This window comes from Rhodococcus sp. P4_B6 (assembly GCF_056402215.1).
On the sequence record NZ_JBFUHV010000181.1, the window covers coordinates 1 to 17,286 of the forward strand.

The window sequence follows — 17,286 nt, forward strand, 5'->3', positions numbered from 1 at the left end:
GTGTGATCGGTGGCGGCAGTTGGCAACCCGAGCGTGGCTGATCTGCGGCGGCGCCTCGCTGGTCGCAGTAGCGGTCGTGGGTGTACTGATCTGTGTCGGGTGACGGTGACGGCATGTGCCGAAAGTGTGCAATTTTGGCGGTTCGCACCTGCCGCCGGGGGCCGGCTGCACAAACGAAATTGCCCCCGCGCGGATAGAGTATCACCGGAACATGAAACTATCTCGGCCCCAATGGTATACGCGCGTCAGTGGTCGCCCGAGATGCGATGGCATCCAGGTGAGCCGAAGCGACCCGGTCGGAGTATCGTCCGCTCCGACCGAGCCTCGCCGGGACATGTAACAGGTACCCGCCACGTCAATCCTGACCGCGCTCGTCACGCAGTGTGCGTTCGTGAGGCGACCCGCTCCGTTGGAGCGGCGGGGGTTCCGCGTCGGTGTACCTGGATGATTGGCGTCGCTGATGTCTCCTCGGACGTTTGCTGGGTGTGAGGTTTTCGACCGGATCTACAGAAAGGCATATCGTCTGGCGGCAAGGGACGTTTTCGGCGGCGCAGTGCATCAATCCCTGCTAGCCAGTGGGGGTTTGGCGGCCGCGGTATCCGTTTGTTCACCCGCTGCTTCGTGTTCCGGTGCGAGGAAATGGTAGATCCGCCGTCTGTCCCGGTGTCCTAAGTGTGATCCACGCCACATGGATTTCTCGGGTTGTCCGATACACGGCTGGCGGCCGTCGGCGCAGAATCGCCGATTCGAAATGACGCATTCAAGTGTGGGCGTTGGTTCTAACGGGGCGGATTTGGTGCCTGACCGATCGATTTGGCCGGCAGCGATCCCCGAACTCCGCTCGTCCGGACGTAGAGAGATGGTCGGCGGGTGGAGCACGGCGCCCGGTGGTGGGTGCGGGTGTTTGAGGTCGGGACTGGTTGGTATGGACCTCGTGTCAGTGCGGTGTGGTGCGGTGTGGTGCGGTGTGGTGCGGTGTGGTGCGGTTGAATGGGTGGTATGGGGTCGCCTGTGGGTGAGCAGCTGTGGCAGACGTTGTCCGATTCCGGGTTGGCGTTGGTGTGTGTGTCCGTGGGCCGCAGTGCCGGTGGGCGGATCTGCTCTTGCCCGGCGATGGGTCGGTGGGGAGTTGACGAGATCGCCGGGCAGTGCCGCGACCACCGATGACGACACGTGGGAGCTGCGACGCCTCGAGAGGGGGGCGGAGTTCACCGAAAAAGCGCCCCGGTGGTCTGTTTTCGTGTGAGCCGGTGTCGGCGCCCGCGCGTGTGGACGCGGGTTTTTCCTGAGGTGAGGCGCACCGGTGCCGGTGGTAGCGTCGCGCAGGCTGCAGGGGTGCGATCGAAAGGTGCCGGGCTGCAGTGGCGAATGGCACGGAAGGTGCGGTAGATGGTTCAACAGCAACGGGCGGCGGTGACCCGCGCGCAGATCGTCCGCGGGGCGGCGGAAATGTTCGACAGGTCCGGGTTCGAGGGTGCCAGTCTCGTCGAGATCCTCGAGGCGGCGGGCATGACGAAGGGGGCGTTGTATTTTCATTTCCGGTCCAAGAAGGATTTGGCCCGGCACATCATCGCCGAGCAGCACCGGATCTCGATCTCCGCGGTGCAGGCGATCGCCGCGCAGGAGGCGTCGGCGATCGAGCAGATCGTGATGCTGTGTCATGAGATGGCCCGGCAGATCGTGCAGGACCCGATTGTGCGGGCCGGGATCCGCATCACCCTCGAGCTCAGCGCCGACGACCGTGGCCCCGCGGGCCCGTATCTGGATTGGATCGCCGCCTGTCAAGGGTTGGCGGCCCGTGCGGTCGCCGAGGGCGATCTTGTCGAGACCATCGACCCGCCGACGTTCGCGCGGTTCGTCATCGGCGCGTTCACCGGGGTCCAGACCGTGTCCCAGGTTCTGACCCATCGCGTGGATCTCGAGCAGCGGGTCGACGAGATGTGGGGGTTCCTGCTGCCGGGGATTATGCCGACCACCCGGCACTCCGGCATGATGCGGATCCGGGCGGCCCGCACCGACGTTCCCGTCACCGGACCGCCCGACCGTAAGGATTAGTGCGCTCAACCTACCGGGACGATCGCGCATGCTTGCTGCAGACCGATAAGTGCGCCATCCGCACTCCGCCGGCGACGCGATCGGAACAACGATGGGATGATCGCCGGGGCCGGTGTTCGTGCAGGTCCGCTAGCGTGCCGGGTGCCGGGTGCCGGGTGCCGGGTGCCGGGGGCTGGTCCGCGGGAGCGCCGCGGCCGATGTCATCGGGGAGATCATCGAGGACAACGCGGCAGTGAGCCGGACCGGGGGTGGTGGTCACCAGTGGGCGCCGGTGCATCGGTGGGCGGTCGCGGTCGATGATGGGCGGCTGGTCTTTGCCGACACCGAGGTCTTGACCATCGATCCGAGTTCCACCACCCCATCGCGGACCCAGACTGCGATGTGCCCTCTTCTCGGTGCGGGGCCAGATTTCACTCTTGCTGGTTGACCGCAAATTTGTCGTTGCGGAATTGTTATCTGGCCGGTATAAATATTCACATCGTGTGCTGTGTGTCACGATTCTCTGAACAATCGAACTGGAGTTGCAACGATGGACCTCGCTTTCTTGGCCGACTTTTTCTCGAACGTCTCCACTCTTCTCGGCGTTCTCGATTTCTTCTCGGGTTCTGCTGGGTCGCTCAGCGGCTAGTAACGCTGGCCAGTAACTGAACTGGCTCTGTGGCGGCAGAGAGGGGGCCCGTCCTTTACCTGCGGACCCTTCTCGCTGTACTTGGATCTTCCGGTCGTGTCTGCGCCGCGTCGGTTCCTCACTGGCAGTGCCGTGAATGTCATTTTCCGCGTGGATGGTCTGACAGTTCAAGATCATTTGCTGGTCTGGATGCTGACCTATCTCGATTCGGTAACTCGAAACTTTGAGAGCCGAATTATGTGTGTCGTCGAGTTGGGGAAACAAGGGTCCGCCCCCAGCGGGAGGTGCATCTCGGCGCGTGGCTGCTCGCCAAAGGTGTCGCGACGCCGAACGCGGCGGCCTCACGCCCGACGTAGCGACCCGTGCCTCGTGGCGGCGAAGGGTCTCGCGGTCACGATCGACAAGGTCGCCGAACTCGACCACGCCTCGCAGGCGGCCAACGCCCACGTCCGGGCGCGCCGACGATGGAAATCGGCTCCCACACGAAGGAATGCTAGGTCTTCGAGGGTGAACCACAACACCTTTCGTCCGTGTTCGACGGCGTGTTGGCCGAGGGCCTCGAGGAAGAATGTCTTGCCCGTGCCGGACGGGCCGCAGACCACGAGGTTCTCCCGCCGGTCGATCCATTCCAGGATCCGTAGCGCCTGCTGGGTCGGCGCCGGGATGGACGACAGTTCCGGTTTCCACGCGTCGAAGGTCTTGCCGGTGGGAAACGCCGCGGCGGCGCGGCGGGTGGCCAGCGCCGAGCGTTCCCGCCCGGCGGCCTCCTCGGTGAGCAACGCCTTGAGGACCTCGGCCGGTTCCCACCGTTGGGCGCGGGCGGTGGCCAGCACGTCGGGGGCGGCGCGGCGGATGTGCGGCAGCCGCAGCCGGTGCAGCAGTGTTTCCAGGTCGGCCGGCAACGGCGGCGCCGACGGTGGTGCAGTGCTCACGAGAACAACCTTCCTGTGGTCGGTGTTTGCATGACGTTCTGATGCTGTTGCAGCGCAGTGGATTTAGATAGCCCTGCGTGTGGTCGGCGTTAGGGTTCGGTGTCGCCGGTGCCGTCGGGGTCGGCGAGTTCGGTCAGGATCGGGGCAGCGCCGAACCGGGCCCACCCGGCGGTGCCCTGGGCCAGGGACCGCGATTCGTCGGCGCGGTGGGTGGTGTCCGAGGCGGCGCCGGTGGGGTGGGCGTCGAGGATCGCCATCAGGTCGCCTTCGGCGAAGCGGCCGTAGGCGGCGGCGTGTCCGAGCGCCCAGTCGACCCGTTCGGCGCCGAGCAGCTTGGCCAGGGTGACCGCGTTGCCCATCTTCACGCGGATCTTCCCGGTGCCGGCCTCGGCGGCCTCACACAACCACAGCCGGGCACCGGCACCGATGTCGCAGAAGGCGCGTTCGGCGTCGGTCCGTGGGATCGGGTGACGGTCGAGGACCCCGGCAGGAGGCGGCGGGAAGTGCTCGTCGCAGATCTGCGGGGAGCCGGGGCGGGCCCGCCGGTGACGGGCGACCTCGACCGGGCCACCCTCGCCGTGGTGGACGAAGACGATCCGCTCGGAGACACCGGCGCCGTGCGCGCGGACCCACACCGTCTGCCCGCGCAGGGTGTGCGGCACCGAGTACTGGCCGTTCTCGAAGGACACCATCGGTGTGTTGTCCGGGACCGTGCGGGTCACACCCCAGGTCGCGGTGTGCGGGGCGGCCGGGACCGGGTGCAGGTGAAGCCGTTCTTCGGCGAGCATCTCCGCCGGGATGCGGCGGGTGGTGCGGTGGATGCGGGTGTTGACCTGGTGGCAGAACTGCGTGCAGGCGGCCTCGAGGTCGTCGAAACTGTCGTACTGGGCGGCGAGATTGTGGTCGGTGGGCACCAGGTCGGCCTTGGCGAGTTTGACGGTGTTCTCCACCCCGCCCTTGGTGGCCGGGTCGGCGGGCAGGCAGGTCTTGACGACCAGGCCGTATTCTCTGAACTTGACGGGGACGGCTAGTTGGCCGTCTCGCCCTGAGTCAGGAATCCTTGGGGAGGGTCGGGTTTCCGAGTTCGACGGTCCCGGTGTTGAGGGTGCGTTTGTCGATTTGGGCGAGTTTGTCTTCGGCGGCGGCGAGGCTGACTTGGAGTCCTTCGACTTCGCCGAGCCAGCCTTCGCGGTTGGCTTCGGTGATCCGGGCGGCGAGGTTGTCGCGGATCTCGGCCAGGCGGGGTCTTTGGTCGGGATCGGGCCAGAGCAGTGAACATCTGACGCAGGCGTGCTCGTGAATGCACGCCGATCCGAAGGCCCGGCCGCAGGTTCCGATGGAGACCTTGCGTCGCTCGAAGTGACCGAGGAATTCCTGCCATTCCTTGTCGGTGGGGACGCGGTATTCGTCGGTGGGGCGCAGTGCCCGCCGCCGGGCGAGGAAGGCCAGGTGGGATTGGATGGCCTCGTCGGGATAGACCGCCTTGTAGCCGAGGGTGACGTTGATGTCGCGGTGGCCTGCGATAATCTGGGCGATGTGTGGTGGCAGCCCGTTGAGGATGGCGTCGGTGATGAACATCCTTCGAAAATCGTGGGGAGTGAACCGGATTGGGTCACCGGTAGTGGGGTCGTCCAGGCCGGTGTGGGCGAGAGCCGCGGTGAGCATGTCACGAATGGTGCTGGCGCTGATCGCTCGGTGTTCGTAGCCGTAGCGGCGCTGGAACAGCAGCGGCAGTGGCGGCGACCAGGCGCGTTCCCTGTCGTCGTAGGCGCAGACGAGCGGGACCGCGCCGGTGGTGCCGCGGACCCGGCAGATGATCGCGGAGAGCACGTCGGCGAGTTCGGGGCTGACCACCAGCAGTCGTTCGGTGTCGGTCTTGGACGGGGCGATCTGCAGCAGCGGCACCACCTCTCCGGTGGTGGGAAGCCGGTATTGGACCAGGCTGTGGTGGGACAGTTCGGAGAGTTCCTCGATGCGGATGCCGGTGGCCCGCAGCACTTCCACGGCGGCGAACGTCCAGAACGCGTGCTCTTCCTCCCGGCCGAGGTCCCGGCGTTCGCCGTTCGCCGAATCCTGCGCCCAGATCTTGGCGGCCGCCGAGCGTGTCGGGGCGAGGCGGATCAGCGTCTGCCCGGCGGCGGTGAAGGCCTCGCCGGGCTGGGTTCGGCGGGCCTCGTCGAGTATCGCCGCGGCGTCCTTGCGTCGCTGGTCAACGCTGCGGACCAGGACCGGCAGGACGGGCAGCCGCTCCCGGGTCCGGGCGTCCATGCGGGACTTGCGGTGACGCTTGTCTTTTCGCCTGTTGATCTCCTCGCTCCCGACCGGACACGGGGCGACCCACGGTCCCCAGCGGGCCGGGTCCTCGACGGCCCAGTGGGCCAGGTCGAGATAGAACGCTCGGACCGGGGTCAGGCATTCGCGGTAGTTGATCCGCGCGGCGGTGGTCTGCACCTTCTTCCCGTCGGGTGTCCGGATCGTCTTGGGGACGGTGCGCAGCCGTTGCTTCCAGGCGTCGGCGACCGCCGCGGACAGGTGGAGGCTGTCGATGCCCGGATGGTGACGCTCGAGGTCGGCCCAGAACAGGCCACCGAGATAGCCGGCGAGTGAGTGCAGGCTGGTGTAGTCCAGAACAGGCTGGCGTTCGCGCAGGTAATCGACCAGCAGATCCCGGATCGGACGGCAGGCCAGCCCGTAGCGGTCGATCATCTCCTCCGGCGTGCGCTGCCCGGCAGTGCGCAGCTCCCTCAGCGTCGCCGGTGCGTTCTCCGCGAAGACCCCCATAGTGCGCAGGGTCCGGTAGAACAGGTGGGTGGCACCGACCGAGGTTCCGCGGGCGTCGGCCTCTGCCTCGAGCAGCTCGAGGACATCGCCGGTGGTGACATCGGCCAGGGTGCCGCCCTTGGCGGCGAGTATCAGTGCGGCGCGGTAGGCGGTGCGAGTCGCCGCCGCCGGGGACACGTCCGGATCGGCCGAGCATAGCGCTCGCAGCCGCGCGAACCCCTCAGCATCACGGCACTGAGCCAGGACGTTGACCAGAGATCCGCCCCGGAAGCTGGCGGTGACCAGCCATGTCAACGACGGCCGGATGAGGTCGGCGGCCACCGCCGTATATAGCGCCCGAAAGAAGCAGTCGTGCAGCCAACCGGCAGGGTGGCCGTGATCGCGCAGCCATGCAATCGGGATATGCCGCCAGGACCGACCGTCGGCGTCGGCGCCGCTCGCCCGCCACCGGTCCTGCCAGGTTCGGCCCGGCTGCTCTGCCAACCAGTCCAGCAGCAGGCCCACCTCGGTCTTGTAGGCGTTCGGGTGTCGCTTGCCGGGCCTGTCCGGCGCGAACGGCGCACGCGTCAGCCGCGCCCAGACGGCGTCACGATCCTGTCGGATCGTCGGCCAGTCCGCCGCTGGGGGCCGGGCCGACGGGCGCAGCCGGGCCGACGGGCCGGCTGCCGTCCGCCCAGCCGAAACATCCCGGGGTTCTTCGACGCTCATGGTGGTCATCCGGCGCCGCCGAACAACACTTGCAGTGTCTCCGGCCGATAGCCAGGAGCGGGTGGCGGGGCCGCCCGCTCGGCCGCCTTCCGGTTCTGCTGCGCGTGGTGAGCCAGAATCCGCCGGATCACGTCTTGCTTGCGGGGCGTCAGATAGCGCTGGGTCGTCGTCAGCAGCGCGTGCCCGAGGACGAACTGCACATCGGTCAGCGGCAGTTCGGGGTCCTCGGCCATCCGATAGGCGGCGGTGTGACGCAGCGCGTGCAAGGTGACCGTGCTTCCCGCTGCGTCGACCGCCCGCTCGAACATGCGGTGCACCGCATGATAAGTCAACGGACGCACCGGGGTTCGAGACGTCCACCACAGCGGCTGCCGCCGCCCCTTGAGTGTCAGGCCGGCCATCTCCACCTGGTAGAGCCGCAGCCACACGAACGCATCGGTGGACGCCGGCAGCTCCTGCGCCTCCCGGCTGCCCTTGCGGATCACCGTGATCAGCTGCCGGCCGGGGTCGACACCGCCTTGCGTGACCGACAACAGCTCCGAGGCCCGCGCACCGGTGGAAACGTAGAAGGCGACCAATGCCCGATCCCTGTTCGAGGGAAGCCGGGCGAAGATCTCGTTGAACTCCGCGTCCGAGACGCTGCGGGGAATCCGGTCGGGCACCACCGGTCGATACCTACCCGTCCGCTCGTTGCGGTGCGGCTCCATCGGATTGTGATGGGCGTGCGCTCGTCGGCCCCGCCGCGACCGGTCCAGCGGGAACGGATTCACCAGCGGTCCGCTGCCCGCATCCAGGTGAAACTCGTAGAATCCGCGCAGCACCGTCTCCGAGTGCGCACGCACCGACGGCGCGTAAGCATCCCGACTCGACGACGGGTCAGGCACCTCCTGCGGTCTGCGCCAATGCGGGCGAGACGGCTTGCCCGCCACAAGCATCCAGCGGCAGAAATCGCGGGCCTGGGCCCGCGTCGCCCGGTTCCACGAAACCTCGATCGCCCACAGGAACCGGAACCACCGCAGCAGATCCATGCCATAGGAGCGGATCGTTGCCTCGGATCGGTCGGCCGCCTGCAGATCACGGAAGTAGGCCGACACCGCCTCCACCGCCGCCCCGGACGGATCGATCAGTCGGAACGGCAACCACGGGTCACCGGTCTCCTCCAGCGAACCGACCAACGGCACCGCCAGCGCCGCCAGATCCCGTGGCCGCTCCTCGTCTTCGTTCACAATCCGGACATTACCGAGCGATCCCGTCCCAGCCCGTCAACCTGGGCAAACGCGTGTCGTTGTTCAGTCAACGGGTAGTGCCGGGCGAACGAGACCACGCCAGGGTTGCGGACGGCGACCGAGGCGATGTGTTCGGTGGTGACCATCTTCTCGTTGTCGGTGAGCAGATACGTCGGGACACCACCGACCTGCCGGAAGATCCGGTCCAGGCCCGCGTAGACGGAGGGGGCGGTGCGGTCCCGCAACGGGATCACCACCCGGTGCCGGCACCAGGCCAGCCACGCACACAGCAGCACCGTCTTGGCGCCGTCGACGACCGGGCCGTCACCGAAGTCGTACTGCAACCAGAGCCCGGGTTCGGTGATCCACGGCCTGTGCACCCGGGTGTGTCCGAGCCGGTAGGCGCGCTTGACCCGGGCCACGGCACGGCGGGTAGTGCGTTCGGTGCCGGTGAATCCGAGGGCCAGCAGCTTGTCATTGGCGACGTCGGCGCGAACCCGGCCCTTCGAATGTTCCACCTACTCTTCGATTTTCGGTAGATATTCGTCGATCAACATCGGTCTCCTCTCCCGCGGCATGCTCGGCCCACCGGCGCTGTCGCGTTCGGCGACGAGGCGGGCGACGGTGTGATGCGAGCACCCCGCCAACGCGGCGGCGGCACGATACGACTTCGTCAGGTCGTAGGCGGCAAGAATTTCCATGGCTTCCTTGGCAGACTTCACAGTGGCCTCTCCTCGAGGACTCGCGTTTCGGCGTGGTAGCACCGTCGAGCGAACCCGAGGAGAGGCCCCGATCCGGGGAGGCGATCGGGAAGAAAATCGAACGTGTCGTACAGCTGAGACACCCGAGTGGGCAGTTTCGTGTCCGCCAGTGGGCAGAAACTCGTATCCGTCAGCGGGCAGTTTCGTGGCCACTACCGGGCGCTTTCGTGACCGCCCATGGGCAGTTTTTCGGATCTGGCGCAATTTTCGTGAAGCCGCTGGGCGTGTCGCTGACCTGCATCGACGAGGTCGGGTGAGGATTCTCCGGGTGCGCTGAAGACGGTGTGCGGGTCCTGCTCCCGCATCTGGCAGGTATCGATGTTGTCGGTGTTTGGCGAGTCGGATCGACGATCCGACTTCAGGCCCGTTCCCGAGGTGACCGAGCGTGGTGCCCGCGGTGCGGTGGTGAGGCCACTCGTGTGCATTCGCGGTATCGCCGACAGTTGACCGACACCGCGATCGGTGGGCATCCGGTCTTGATCGATGTCCGGGCCCGCCGGTTCTTCTGCGACACCACTGACTGCGGGGCAAGAACTTTCGCCGAGCAGATCGCGGGGTTGACCGAGCGATGGAGTCGACGAACACCGGCGGGGACAGCGATGATCGAAGCGATCGGCCTGGCCGCGGCAGGACGGGCCGGCGCCCGACTCTCCGGCCGACTCGGTGTCGCCGTCAGCCGGGACACCCTGCTGCGGGCAGTGCGGTCGATACCCGACCGACCCATCGGTGAGGTGCCCGTCCTCGGTATCGACGACTTCGCACTCCGCCGAGGCCACGTCTACGGCACCGTCGTGGTGGACATGAAGACACGAACACCGATCGACCTGCTGCCCGACCGCACCGCCGGCACCGTCGCCACCTGGCTGCGCGGCCATCCCGAGATCGAGGTGGTCTGCCGAGATCGGGCCGGGGCATACGCGGAAGGCGTCCGCACCGGTGCCCCGGACGCGATCCAGGTCGCCGACCGCTGGCACCTGTGGCACAACCTCGCCGGTGCGGTGGAGAAGACGGTGATCCGCCACCGCGCCGACCTGCGCCCACCCACCGAAACCACGAGCACCAACGACGCGATCGACAACCCCTCCTCCGCGACTGCCGACCCGACCGAAAGTGGTATCGCTGACGGTCGCCTGGCCACCCGAACCCGGGAACGCCACGCCGCCGTCCACGAATTGCTCGCGCAGGGAAGAACGATCTCGTATATCTCCCGGACACTGCCACTCGACCGTAAGACGGTCCGGCGCTTCGCCCGCACCGCCGATGCCCAAGACCTGCTGCCCACTACGCGGACCGGCCGCAGTCTGCTCGACGAGTACGCACCCTACCTGCGTGAACGCGTCGCCGGCGGGTGTGTCGACGCGGCAGTCCTCACGCGCGAGATCACCGAACTCGGCTACCGCGGCAGCACCAAGACCGTGCGCCGATTCCTGCAGCCACTGCGCGCCGCCCACACCGCACTGCCCTCGAGGCCGGCCGCGCCCAGCGTCCGGCGGGTCACCGGGTGGCTGACCCGACGACCGGACCGGCTCACCGACGAGGACCGGGCCGGGCGCGACGCGCTCCTGGCGCGCAGCCCCGCGCTCGCCACCACCGGTCGACTGGTCCAGGACTTCGCCGAGATCATGGTTGATCGGCGCGGCCAGGACCTGAACGCCTGGATCGGCCGCGCCCGGCAAGAAGGGTCACCGGCACTTCGGTCGTTTGCTGCGGGCCTGGTCCGTGATCTCGATGCCGTTACCGCGGGGCTGACACTGCCGCACAGTTCCGGCGCCGTCGAGGGGCATGTGAACAGGATCAAGATGCTCAAACGGCAGATGTACGGGCGAGCCAACTTCGACCTACTCCGCAAACGCGTCATCCACGCTGGATAGCTAAGCGCCCCATAGCAATCACGAAAATTGCGCCAGATCCAGTTTTTCATGTCCGCCGACACTCGATAACGCGGTCTTGGGAGTTAGTCGCGCGCCGATCTTCCCATTCGATGTGGAATCCACCTGCTGCAGGTGTTGCGCAAAGTTCAGGCCCGGTTATGCCAGAGGAGGTCAACGCCGCGGCCGACACCGCCTCTGATCCCGGGCCGGGCGCGTAGGGACCACTTCGGCTCGGTTCTCGGGCGCCGGCGCCCGAGGGGTGAGAGGGTGCGGGGTATGACATTGCGGCTGCCCACGCTCTTGCGATGGACTTGGATGCTGCGGCGGTCGCGGCGCTGAACCGGTACTACGGCCGCCCGTATCTGGGCGACGCCGCCTACGTCGGGGCACACTTCGATTCCTGGTCGAGCACCGGGGACCGGGCAGGGGAGGCGGACCGGTTCACCGCGGACGATCTGGTTGCGGCGGGTGTGCCCGTCGGTGCAGGTCCCACCGGAGGCTAGCTGTCCGTGCGGAGAGCGGTCGGGGTCCAGGACGGCCAGGTCGGGTCGTCGATCGGATTGCCGTTGGTGAAGGTTGCGATCAGGCGAAACGGGTGGGCTGTGGTGGTGTTGTCGTATACGTAGGCTTGGTCGGCGGCGGCGATCGCGGCCCGCAGTAGGGGCCACAACCGCCCAAACCGGGCCCGGATTTTCTCCTCGGGTACGTGGTGGCCTCCGTTCGCCACGCGGTCGACCACGCGCGCGACAGCTAACTCCTCCGGGATCAGGACCACGTGCAAGGTTATGTGGAATCCTGCCTGCTGGGCGGCGCGGAGCAGGTCGAGTTTCGACTCGTGGGAGAACACGGTCTCGGTGACGAACGATCGGCGTTGGGCGATCCGCTGTGCTCGTTGTTCGGCCGCAAGGGCGGCCGCTTCGTACGCGTGGGTTGCCGCCTCGTTCGGCCAGCGTGCGGCGGCGATGACGTCTGCGTTGACGAAGTCCAGGTGCGTGACAGGGCCGAGTACGTGTTCGTAGAACGTGGTCTTGCCGGCACCGTTCGGTCCGGCGATGGCGTGCAGGACGGGATCGGGGCTCAAGCGTCGGCCGACCCGCCCTCTTGTGCGGGGTGCCGAACGATGTTCCCGTGTTGGTCCAGCTCGACGTAGGAACGGCCGGAGTCGGCGAACTGTTCTGCCAGGTTCAGTCCTTCTCGGCGCTCGGTGATGCGCTCGGTCCATTCGGCGCGGACGACCGCCTGTTCCCGGTCGGTGAGCTCGTCGTAGTCGCGTCGGCCGTCCAGCACGTCGGCGACGTCGCGGTAGGAAACGCTGTGAGAGGCCTCCAGCTCGCGGCCGATCCGCGCCCAGTGCGCGATCTGTTGCGCGGCGCTGCGACTCATCCGTCCACCGACCAGTTTCGCCGATGCGTAGAGCTCGTTGTCGATTCGAGTCGGAGATGTGGCTGCCATGTCGTGCACCTTCCTCTCGACACCACTGTAGCAGTTTGCAACAGCCCAGGTGGGTGTGGTGCCTGAGGTCAGTTCCGAAGCGTTTCCGAGCGGGCCTGCTGCCGGCATTTTGCTGTTATCGGCGAGTGGATCGGTCGGCACCGGCGGCGGCGGTCATTGGCGTTCTGTCAACCGTGCGGTGTGCCGCTTCGCCACGTCGAGGTCGGCATCGGCGATTCCGAGTGTGTCCTGGGCGGCGCGGAGGGCGTCGACGGCGCTCTCCAATGCTTCCGGTGCGGTGGTCGGGTCGCCGTGATCGTTCACGTCGAGCGTGTGCGCGTCGAGGTCTGCGTAGGTGCGCTCGAGGTCGAGGAGGGTTCGGCGTAGGGCGTGCAGCGCGTCCCGGACCTGGGTTACCTGCTCGTCGAGGTCGGCGGGGGTGCTCACACGATCACGTCCCGGAGCGCCGCGGCGGCGTTGGTGAGGTGCAGCTGCACGTCGGTCAGGGTGCCGGGCTGCTGGCGCACGCCGGCTGCCGGTTGGTCGACGTCGGTCATGCGATCACTCCGTCTCTGTGTGAACGACTCGGGCAGGTCGTGCCCGCGGCCCGCTCGATACCTCGGTAAGGACCGTGCTCCTGGTGACACGTTCTGTGCTGGGAGGATGACACGTCCCGGTGCGGGGTGGCTCAGGAGCGGGTGAGGCGGGATCTGAGTTTGTGCATGCCGACCAGGATTTTTTCTGCGGTGCTTCCGGGTGCGGGGAGCAGGCCCAGCTGCATGGCGATGTCGTTCATGTTGCAGATGATCCGTAGTGTGGCGATTTTGCCGTCGGGGTATTCGTGGATGTCGACGCCGTCGAATTTGATGTGTGTGCCGGTGGCGGGGATGCCGGGTGGGTCGATGGGGCTCTGGTGGGTGGCGGTGGCCTGCCACCAGTAGGCGGCGCGGGGGCCGTCACCGGCGATGTGGGGGCCGGCGATCAGCTCGAAGGTCAGGTCGGGGAATGCGCGCCAGGTGTGGTCGAGGAATTCGCGTACGTCGGTTTTGCCGCGCATGATCGTGGGCCAGGCGGAGTCGTGGTAGACGATGTCGTCGGTGAGCAGTTCGAGAAGCTGTGCGGGGTCGTGGGCGTTCCAGGCGTTGCCCCAGCGCTCGACGAACTCGTCGACCCATGGGGGGTCGAGTTTCTGCGCCGATGTCGGTTCTCCCATGCCTTCCAGGCTAGGGGGTTACGGGTCGGTTTTACGGGATGTGATGGTGCTGTGACCTGGTGTGATGACATGTCCCCCGGTTTGTGATGTGGGGGTACCGGAGACGTGTCGGGGTGCCGGCGCGGGCGGCGCCGGGCGCGTGGGGTGCCTGGTCCGTCCCGTGTAGAGCAGTCTTGAAAGCTGTTGATTTATAACGGCTTCCTGGCGGGGAGATGGAGCGACCCGTCCCGGCTCCCGGCGCGGAACGCGGGGAGACGGGGTGGGGTTGGTGAAGCTGGAGAGCGATCAGCGGTTTCGTGATCACATCTCGCTGGGCGTGTCGACCAGGGTGTTTCCGCCCGATTCGTTCGACGAGGTGCTGGTCGGGTGCGACCCGGGTCAGCCCGGTCTTGGCGGTGATCTCGGCGACGGGGGCGCCACTCTCGCACGACCGGGTGACGGAGGCGAGTGCGCCAACAGACGCTGACGGTGACCGGAATTGCCCACCAGCTGATCAGACGCCGCAACTGGCTGTGGCGTCAATATATGCCAGCGGCTTCGGTGGGGGTGGTGCGGTCCCGCGGCAAGATCGCTCGCGTGGGCCCGGTCCACCAGCTCGCCGACACTTCGGGAGAGTTGTCCGATCTGCTCTATGACGTCCGACGCGGTGGTAGGGATTCGACCAGTCAAAATCTACGGCAGAATCCTCGACACGGATGGTCGCTGCGCAGAGACCATTCCGATTGATCTCTGGACAGAAGTCAGCAGTGCTGGTCGACTCGCCGTTGGCGGGCCAGCTGACTGGTGCAAGCCGCAGGCAGCCCAAATCTGAACTCTGACTGCAAGGCCGGCCAGGTCATGACGTCTTGTCGATCAATGAGTAGTTGTAACCCGGTGGCCGTCGACGCCGACGCCTTCCGCATCTATGCCTGCACGATCCGGGGCCGAAGCCGACGCAACGGCATCACACTTCCCGACGGCGACCCGCTCGAGGACAACGACCATTTCGACGGCAAAATCGAAACCGCCGCTCGAGCCCGGCGGAGGGCGCAGCTTCGGGCTGTTCGCCGCCGACAACGACTGTTCCCAGGACATCACGCGGGAGCGCCGATCTCCTCCGGCGCATCGCGGACGAGAATGTCGTCCTACTTCAGGGTGCTGCGTGGATGAAAGACGCCGGCACTGGAACGCCGTTCGGGGTGAACTCCCTCTCCTCGAAGCTGCTGTGCGGGAGGCACAACGGGGCACCGAGCCCACTCGACACTGCGGTCAGGTTGGGTCTCCACGTGTTGGATGTTCGAGTGCGGTGGTGCGTGCATCACACCGACGTGGAGAGGAAAACGGAAGCGCAGCGCTGCGGCGGCGAGGGCCGCGGCCAAGACAATAGCGGCGCCGACCAGCAGGGCCTGGTGGTAGCCGTCGTGCAGGAACGGGGCGACGACGAGGGGGCCAAGAATCTGACCGACGCTGTATCCAGTGGTCAGCAGTGCCACCGCGCGTGGGAACTGCAGATGCGCACCGATACCCAGTGTCATCGACCCGACCCCGAGGAATGTGGCACCGAACAAGAAGGCGGAGATCAGCGCTGGGCCGACACCGGCGACGACGGCGGGCAGCGCGATGCCGACCGCCTGGATAAGCAGGGCAACCAGCAGGAGGATCGGCCGCGACCAACGACGGCCCAGCCACGCCCACACTGCGCAACTCGGCAACGCAGCCAGCCCCACGACAATCCAGGCACCGCTGCCGACCCACCCGCCCGCGGTTTGATCGATCGCGGCGACGAGGAACGTGCCCGCGATGATGTAGCCGATACCTTCCAAGAAGTAGCTGACAAACACGGCCGTGAACCAGCGACCGGTCCGCGGGCGGCCATGTGCTGCCGGTCCGGACGGCGTGGCGGTCGGTGACGGCTCCGGTGCCAGTGCCCAGGCTGCGACGGCACAGACCACCGCCAGGGCGGCGGCCGCCCACCAGGCCGAGCGCCAACTGCCGGCGGAACGCAGGATGAACACGAGGACACCGGAGAGGGCGATGCCCGCTCCGACCCCGCCAAACGCCCACCCGGCCAGGTGCTGGGCGTCCACCCGCAGGCGGGAGAGCATGGTGCTGACGGCGATCATGAAGATCAGTGCGCTCGCGATGCCGGCGACGAGTCTGAGGACGAACCAGGCCGATCCATCGTGTGTGGTGGGCATGAGCGCCAGGGTCGCGACGAGCACGACCAGCGAGATTCGCATCACCGTTGCCGAGCGCACCCCTCCCGGAATGAGGATCCCCGCCAATGCCCCGACCAGATATCCGACGTAGTTCGCCGTGGCCAGCGCGGCGCCGAGAGAGGAGGACAGACCGGCCTGGGTGTGCATTAACGGCAGGATCGGAGTGAAGACGAATCGGCCGATGCCCATGCTCGCCGCCAACGCCGCAGCTACCTGGATGACGTGCGCCCGCGGAGAAACCGCGCTCACCACTGGCCCGGATTGTTCGGATGCGGCCGCAGCGCGGTGACAGCGACACTCATCCACGGCCGCAGGGGCAGCGTGTCGAGCACGTTCGTGTGGAGGTCGGCCTCGTCGTCGGCGCGCCATACGCCGATACTGCGCAGCTCACCGACCGGGCGCCACAACCGGACCAGGCGCCCTGCAGAGGCAAGTGCCGTGGCGCGCAACGCTTCCGCAGCGCGGCGTGCATCCACTTCGGATGGAGCGGTGTCGTCGGGGATCGTCGTGGTGATCTCGACGAGAAACTCCTGCACGGTCGTTTTCCTTTCAGGGGCTGAAACCATGGACTCATCGTGCGCCCGGGTCCGGCCGCTGCGCCACGACCGCTTTGCTCCCGACTGGTAGGCGCAGCCTCTCACCGCACCTAGCATGAGCAATGTGGAGCTACGCCAGCTGAGATACTTTCTGGTCGTCGCGGAGGAACTGCACTTCGGCCGGGCGGCGACGCGGCTGCTGATCGCCGGGCCCTCGCTGTCTCAGCAGATCAGGGCACTCGAACAAGACCTCGGCGTGCAACTGTTCGCCCGCGACCGCCGTTCCGTTGCCCTCACCGCGGCCGGCGCGGAGCTGCTCCCACACGTCCGCGCGCTGCTCGAGCGTGCTGACGACCTGCGCGCCCGCGCCGAGCGCCTCTCCGGGGCGGAGCCGGTCCGGATCGGCTACGTCAACTGGCTTCCCGCGGACCTGGCCGCGCGCACCGCGGGTGTGGCGCAACTGCACGTGGACCCGTGGGTGGTGCCCTCGCACGCCCAGGCCGCACGCGTCGCCGACGGCAGCCTCGACCTGGCCGTGTGCTGGGTGCGGAATGCGGATCTCGCCCGGTACGGCCTGCAGGCCCGGCTGCTCGGCGCGGACCGGCTCTACGCGGTGTCCACCGGCGAGAAAGCCACACCGGTGAGGGCGGGGGACGCCGCGCTGCTTGTCGATGTCGACGCGACGTCCTGGTCGTCGTGGAATCTCTTCGCCGAACAACTGGCCCACGACACCGGCGCTCCGATCGTGCGGATCGACGATGGCGGCATTACCGGCCCCGCATTCTTCGACCATGTGCGCGCCGCGGGCCGCCCCGTGCTCAACTCTCCCAAGGGGCAGACCACGACATTGCCGCCCGACCTCGTCGCACGCCCGGTGATCAACCCGGCGGTGATCTGGACGTGGTCGCTGGTGTGGCGGCGGAACGAGATCCGCCCTATCGTGCTC

The 17,286-nt window shown here is 67.2% G+C and carries 14 protein-coding genes and 2 pseudogenes; 5 read left to right on the plus strand and 11 right to left on the minus strand.

Going from position 1 to position 17,286, the window contains the following annotated elements; genetic code table 11:
• The first annotated feature begins 1,389 nt into the window (after positions 1-1,389).
• Positions 1,390-2,055 carry a ScbR family autoregulator-binding transcription factor gene (locus AC1DWT_RS42560; RefSeq protein WP_095864204.1) on the plus strand — a complete coding sequence of 222 codons (666 nt, stop codon included), beginning with the start codon at positions 1,390-1,392 and terminating at the stop codon, positions 2,053-2,055.
• Between the two features lie 148 nt (positions 2,056-2,203).
• Positions 2,204-2,482: a hypothetical protein gene (locus AC1DWT_RS42565; RefSeq protein ID WP_420855104.1), complete on the plus strand. Its 279-nt coding sequence runs from the start codon at positions 2,204-2,206 to the stop codon at positions 2,480-2,482.
• Between the two features lie 542 nt (positions 2,483-3,024).
• Here AC1DWT_RS42565 and AC1DWT_RS42570 read toward each other — a convergent pair.
• The 5 genes and pseudogenes from AC1DWT_RS42570 to AC1DWT_RS42590 all read right to left on the minus strand — a co-directional run.
• A complete protein-coding gene (locus AC1DWT_RS42570) occupies positions 3,025-3,615 on the minus strand; it encodes an ATP-binding protein (RefSeq protein ID WP_206012282.1) in 591 nt (196 codons plus the stop codon).
• 89 nt (positions 3,616-3,704) lie between these two features.
• Positions 3,705-4,625: pseudogene (locus tag AC1DWT_RS42575) on the minus strand (Mu transposase domain-containing protein); the annotation flags it as partial.
• Positions 4,626-4,665: 40 nt separating this feature from the next.
• A complete protein-coding gene (locus tag AC1DWT_RS42580) occupies positions 4,666-7,113 on the minus strand; it encodes a site-specific integrase (protein WP_206012280.1) in 2,448 nt (815 codons plus the stop codon).
• Entirely contained in the window at positions 7,110-8,330 is a 1,221-nt protein-coding gene (locus AC1DWT_RS42585; RefSeq protein WP_011600104.1) for a tyrosine-type recombinase/integrase, read from the minus strand. The genes AC1DWT_RS42580 and AC1DWT_RS42585 overlap by 4 nt, the downstream gene beginning before the upstream one ends.
• A 74-nt stretch (positions 8,331-8,404) precedes the next feature.
• Positions 8,405-9,052 (minus strand): annotated as a pseudogene (locus tag AC1DWT_RS42590) (transposase); the annotation flags it as partial.
• A 323-nt stretch (positions 9,053-9,375) separates the two neighbouring features.
• Between AC1DWT_RS42590 and AC1DWT_RS42595 the strand changes: the two are divergent.
• A complete protein-coding gene (locus AC1DWT_RS42595; RefSeq protein WP_206012279.1) occupies positions 9,376-10,962 on the plus strand; it encodes an ISL3 family transposase in 1,587 nt (528 codons plus the stop codon).
• Between the two features lie 305 nt (positions 10,963-11,267).
• Positions 11,268-11,465: a DUF6308 family protein gene (locus tag AC1DWT_RS42600; RefSeq protein WP_241031204.1), complete on the plus strand. Its 198-nt coding sequence runs from the start codon at positions 11,268-11,270 to the stop codon at positions 11,463-11,465.
• Here the strand turns inward: AC1DWT_RS42600 and AC1DWT_RS42605 are convergent.
• The 6 genes from AC1DWT_RS42605 to AC1DWT_RS42630 form a co-directional block, all read right to left on the minus strand.
• Entirely contained in the window at positions 11,462-12,043 is a 582-nt protein-coding gene (locus tag AC1DWT_RS42605; protein ID WP_072947475.1) for an ATPase, read from the minus strand. The genes AC1DWT_RS42600 and AC1DWT_RS42605 overlap by 4 nt on opposite strands.
• Entirely contained in the window at positions 12,040-12,414 is a 375-nt protein-coding gene (locus tag AC1DWT_RS42610; RefSeq protein ID WP_072947474.1) for a TA system antitoxin ParD family protein, read from the minus strand. Before AC1DWT_RS42610 ends, AC1DWT_RS42605 begins: the two co-directional genes overlap by 4 nt.
• 153 nt (positions 12,415-12,567) lie before the next feature.
• The gene (locus tag AC1DWT_RS42615; RefSeq protein WP_206012278.1) at positions 12,568-12,840 is read right to left on the minus strand and encodes a hypothetical protein; all 273 of its coding nucleotides are present in this window, start codon (positions 12,838-12,840) and stop codon (positions 12,568-12,570) included.
• A 241-nt stretch (positions 12,841-13,081) separates the two neighbouring features.
• Complete coding sequence (locus tag AC1DWT_RS42620) at positions 13,082-13,606, minus strand: ester cyclase (RefSeq protein WP_206012277.1); 525 nt, start codon at positions 13,604-13,606, stop codon at positions 13,082-13,084.
• Between the two features lie 1,124 nt (positions 13,607-14,730).
• On the minus strand, positions 14,731-16,056 hold the full coding sequence (locus tag AC1DWT_RS42625; RefSeq protein ID WP_241031203.1) for a YbfB/YjiJ family MFS transporter: 1,326 nt from the start codon (positions 16,054-16,056) through the stop codon (positions 14,731-14,733).
• Entirely contained in the window at positions 16,050-16,340 is a 291-nt protein-coding gene (locus AC1DWT_RS42630; protein WP_241031202.1) for a muconolactone Delta-isomerase family protein, read from the minus strand. Before AC1DWT_RS42630 ends, AC1DWT_RS42625 begins: the two co-directional genes overlap by 7 nt.
• Before the next feature lie 124 nt (positions 16,341-16,464).
• Here AC1DWT_RS42630 and AC1DWT_RS42635 point away from each other — a divergent pair.
• Positions 16,465-17,286, plus strand: an 822-nt coding sequence (locus AC1DWT_RS42635; protein WP_477925339.1) for a LysR family transcriptional regulator, incomplete at its 3' end; no start/stop codon positions are given.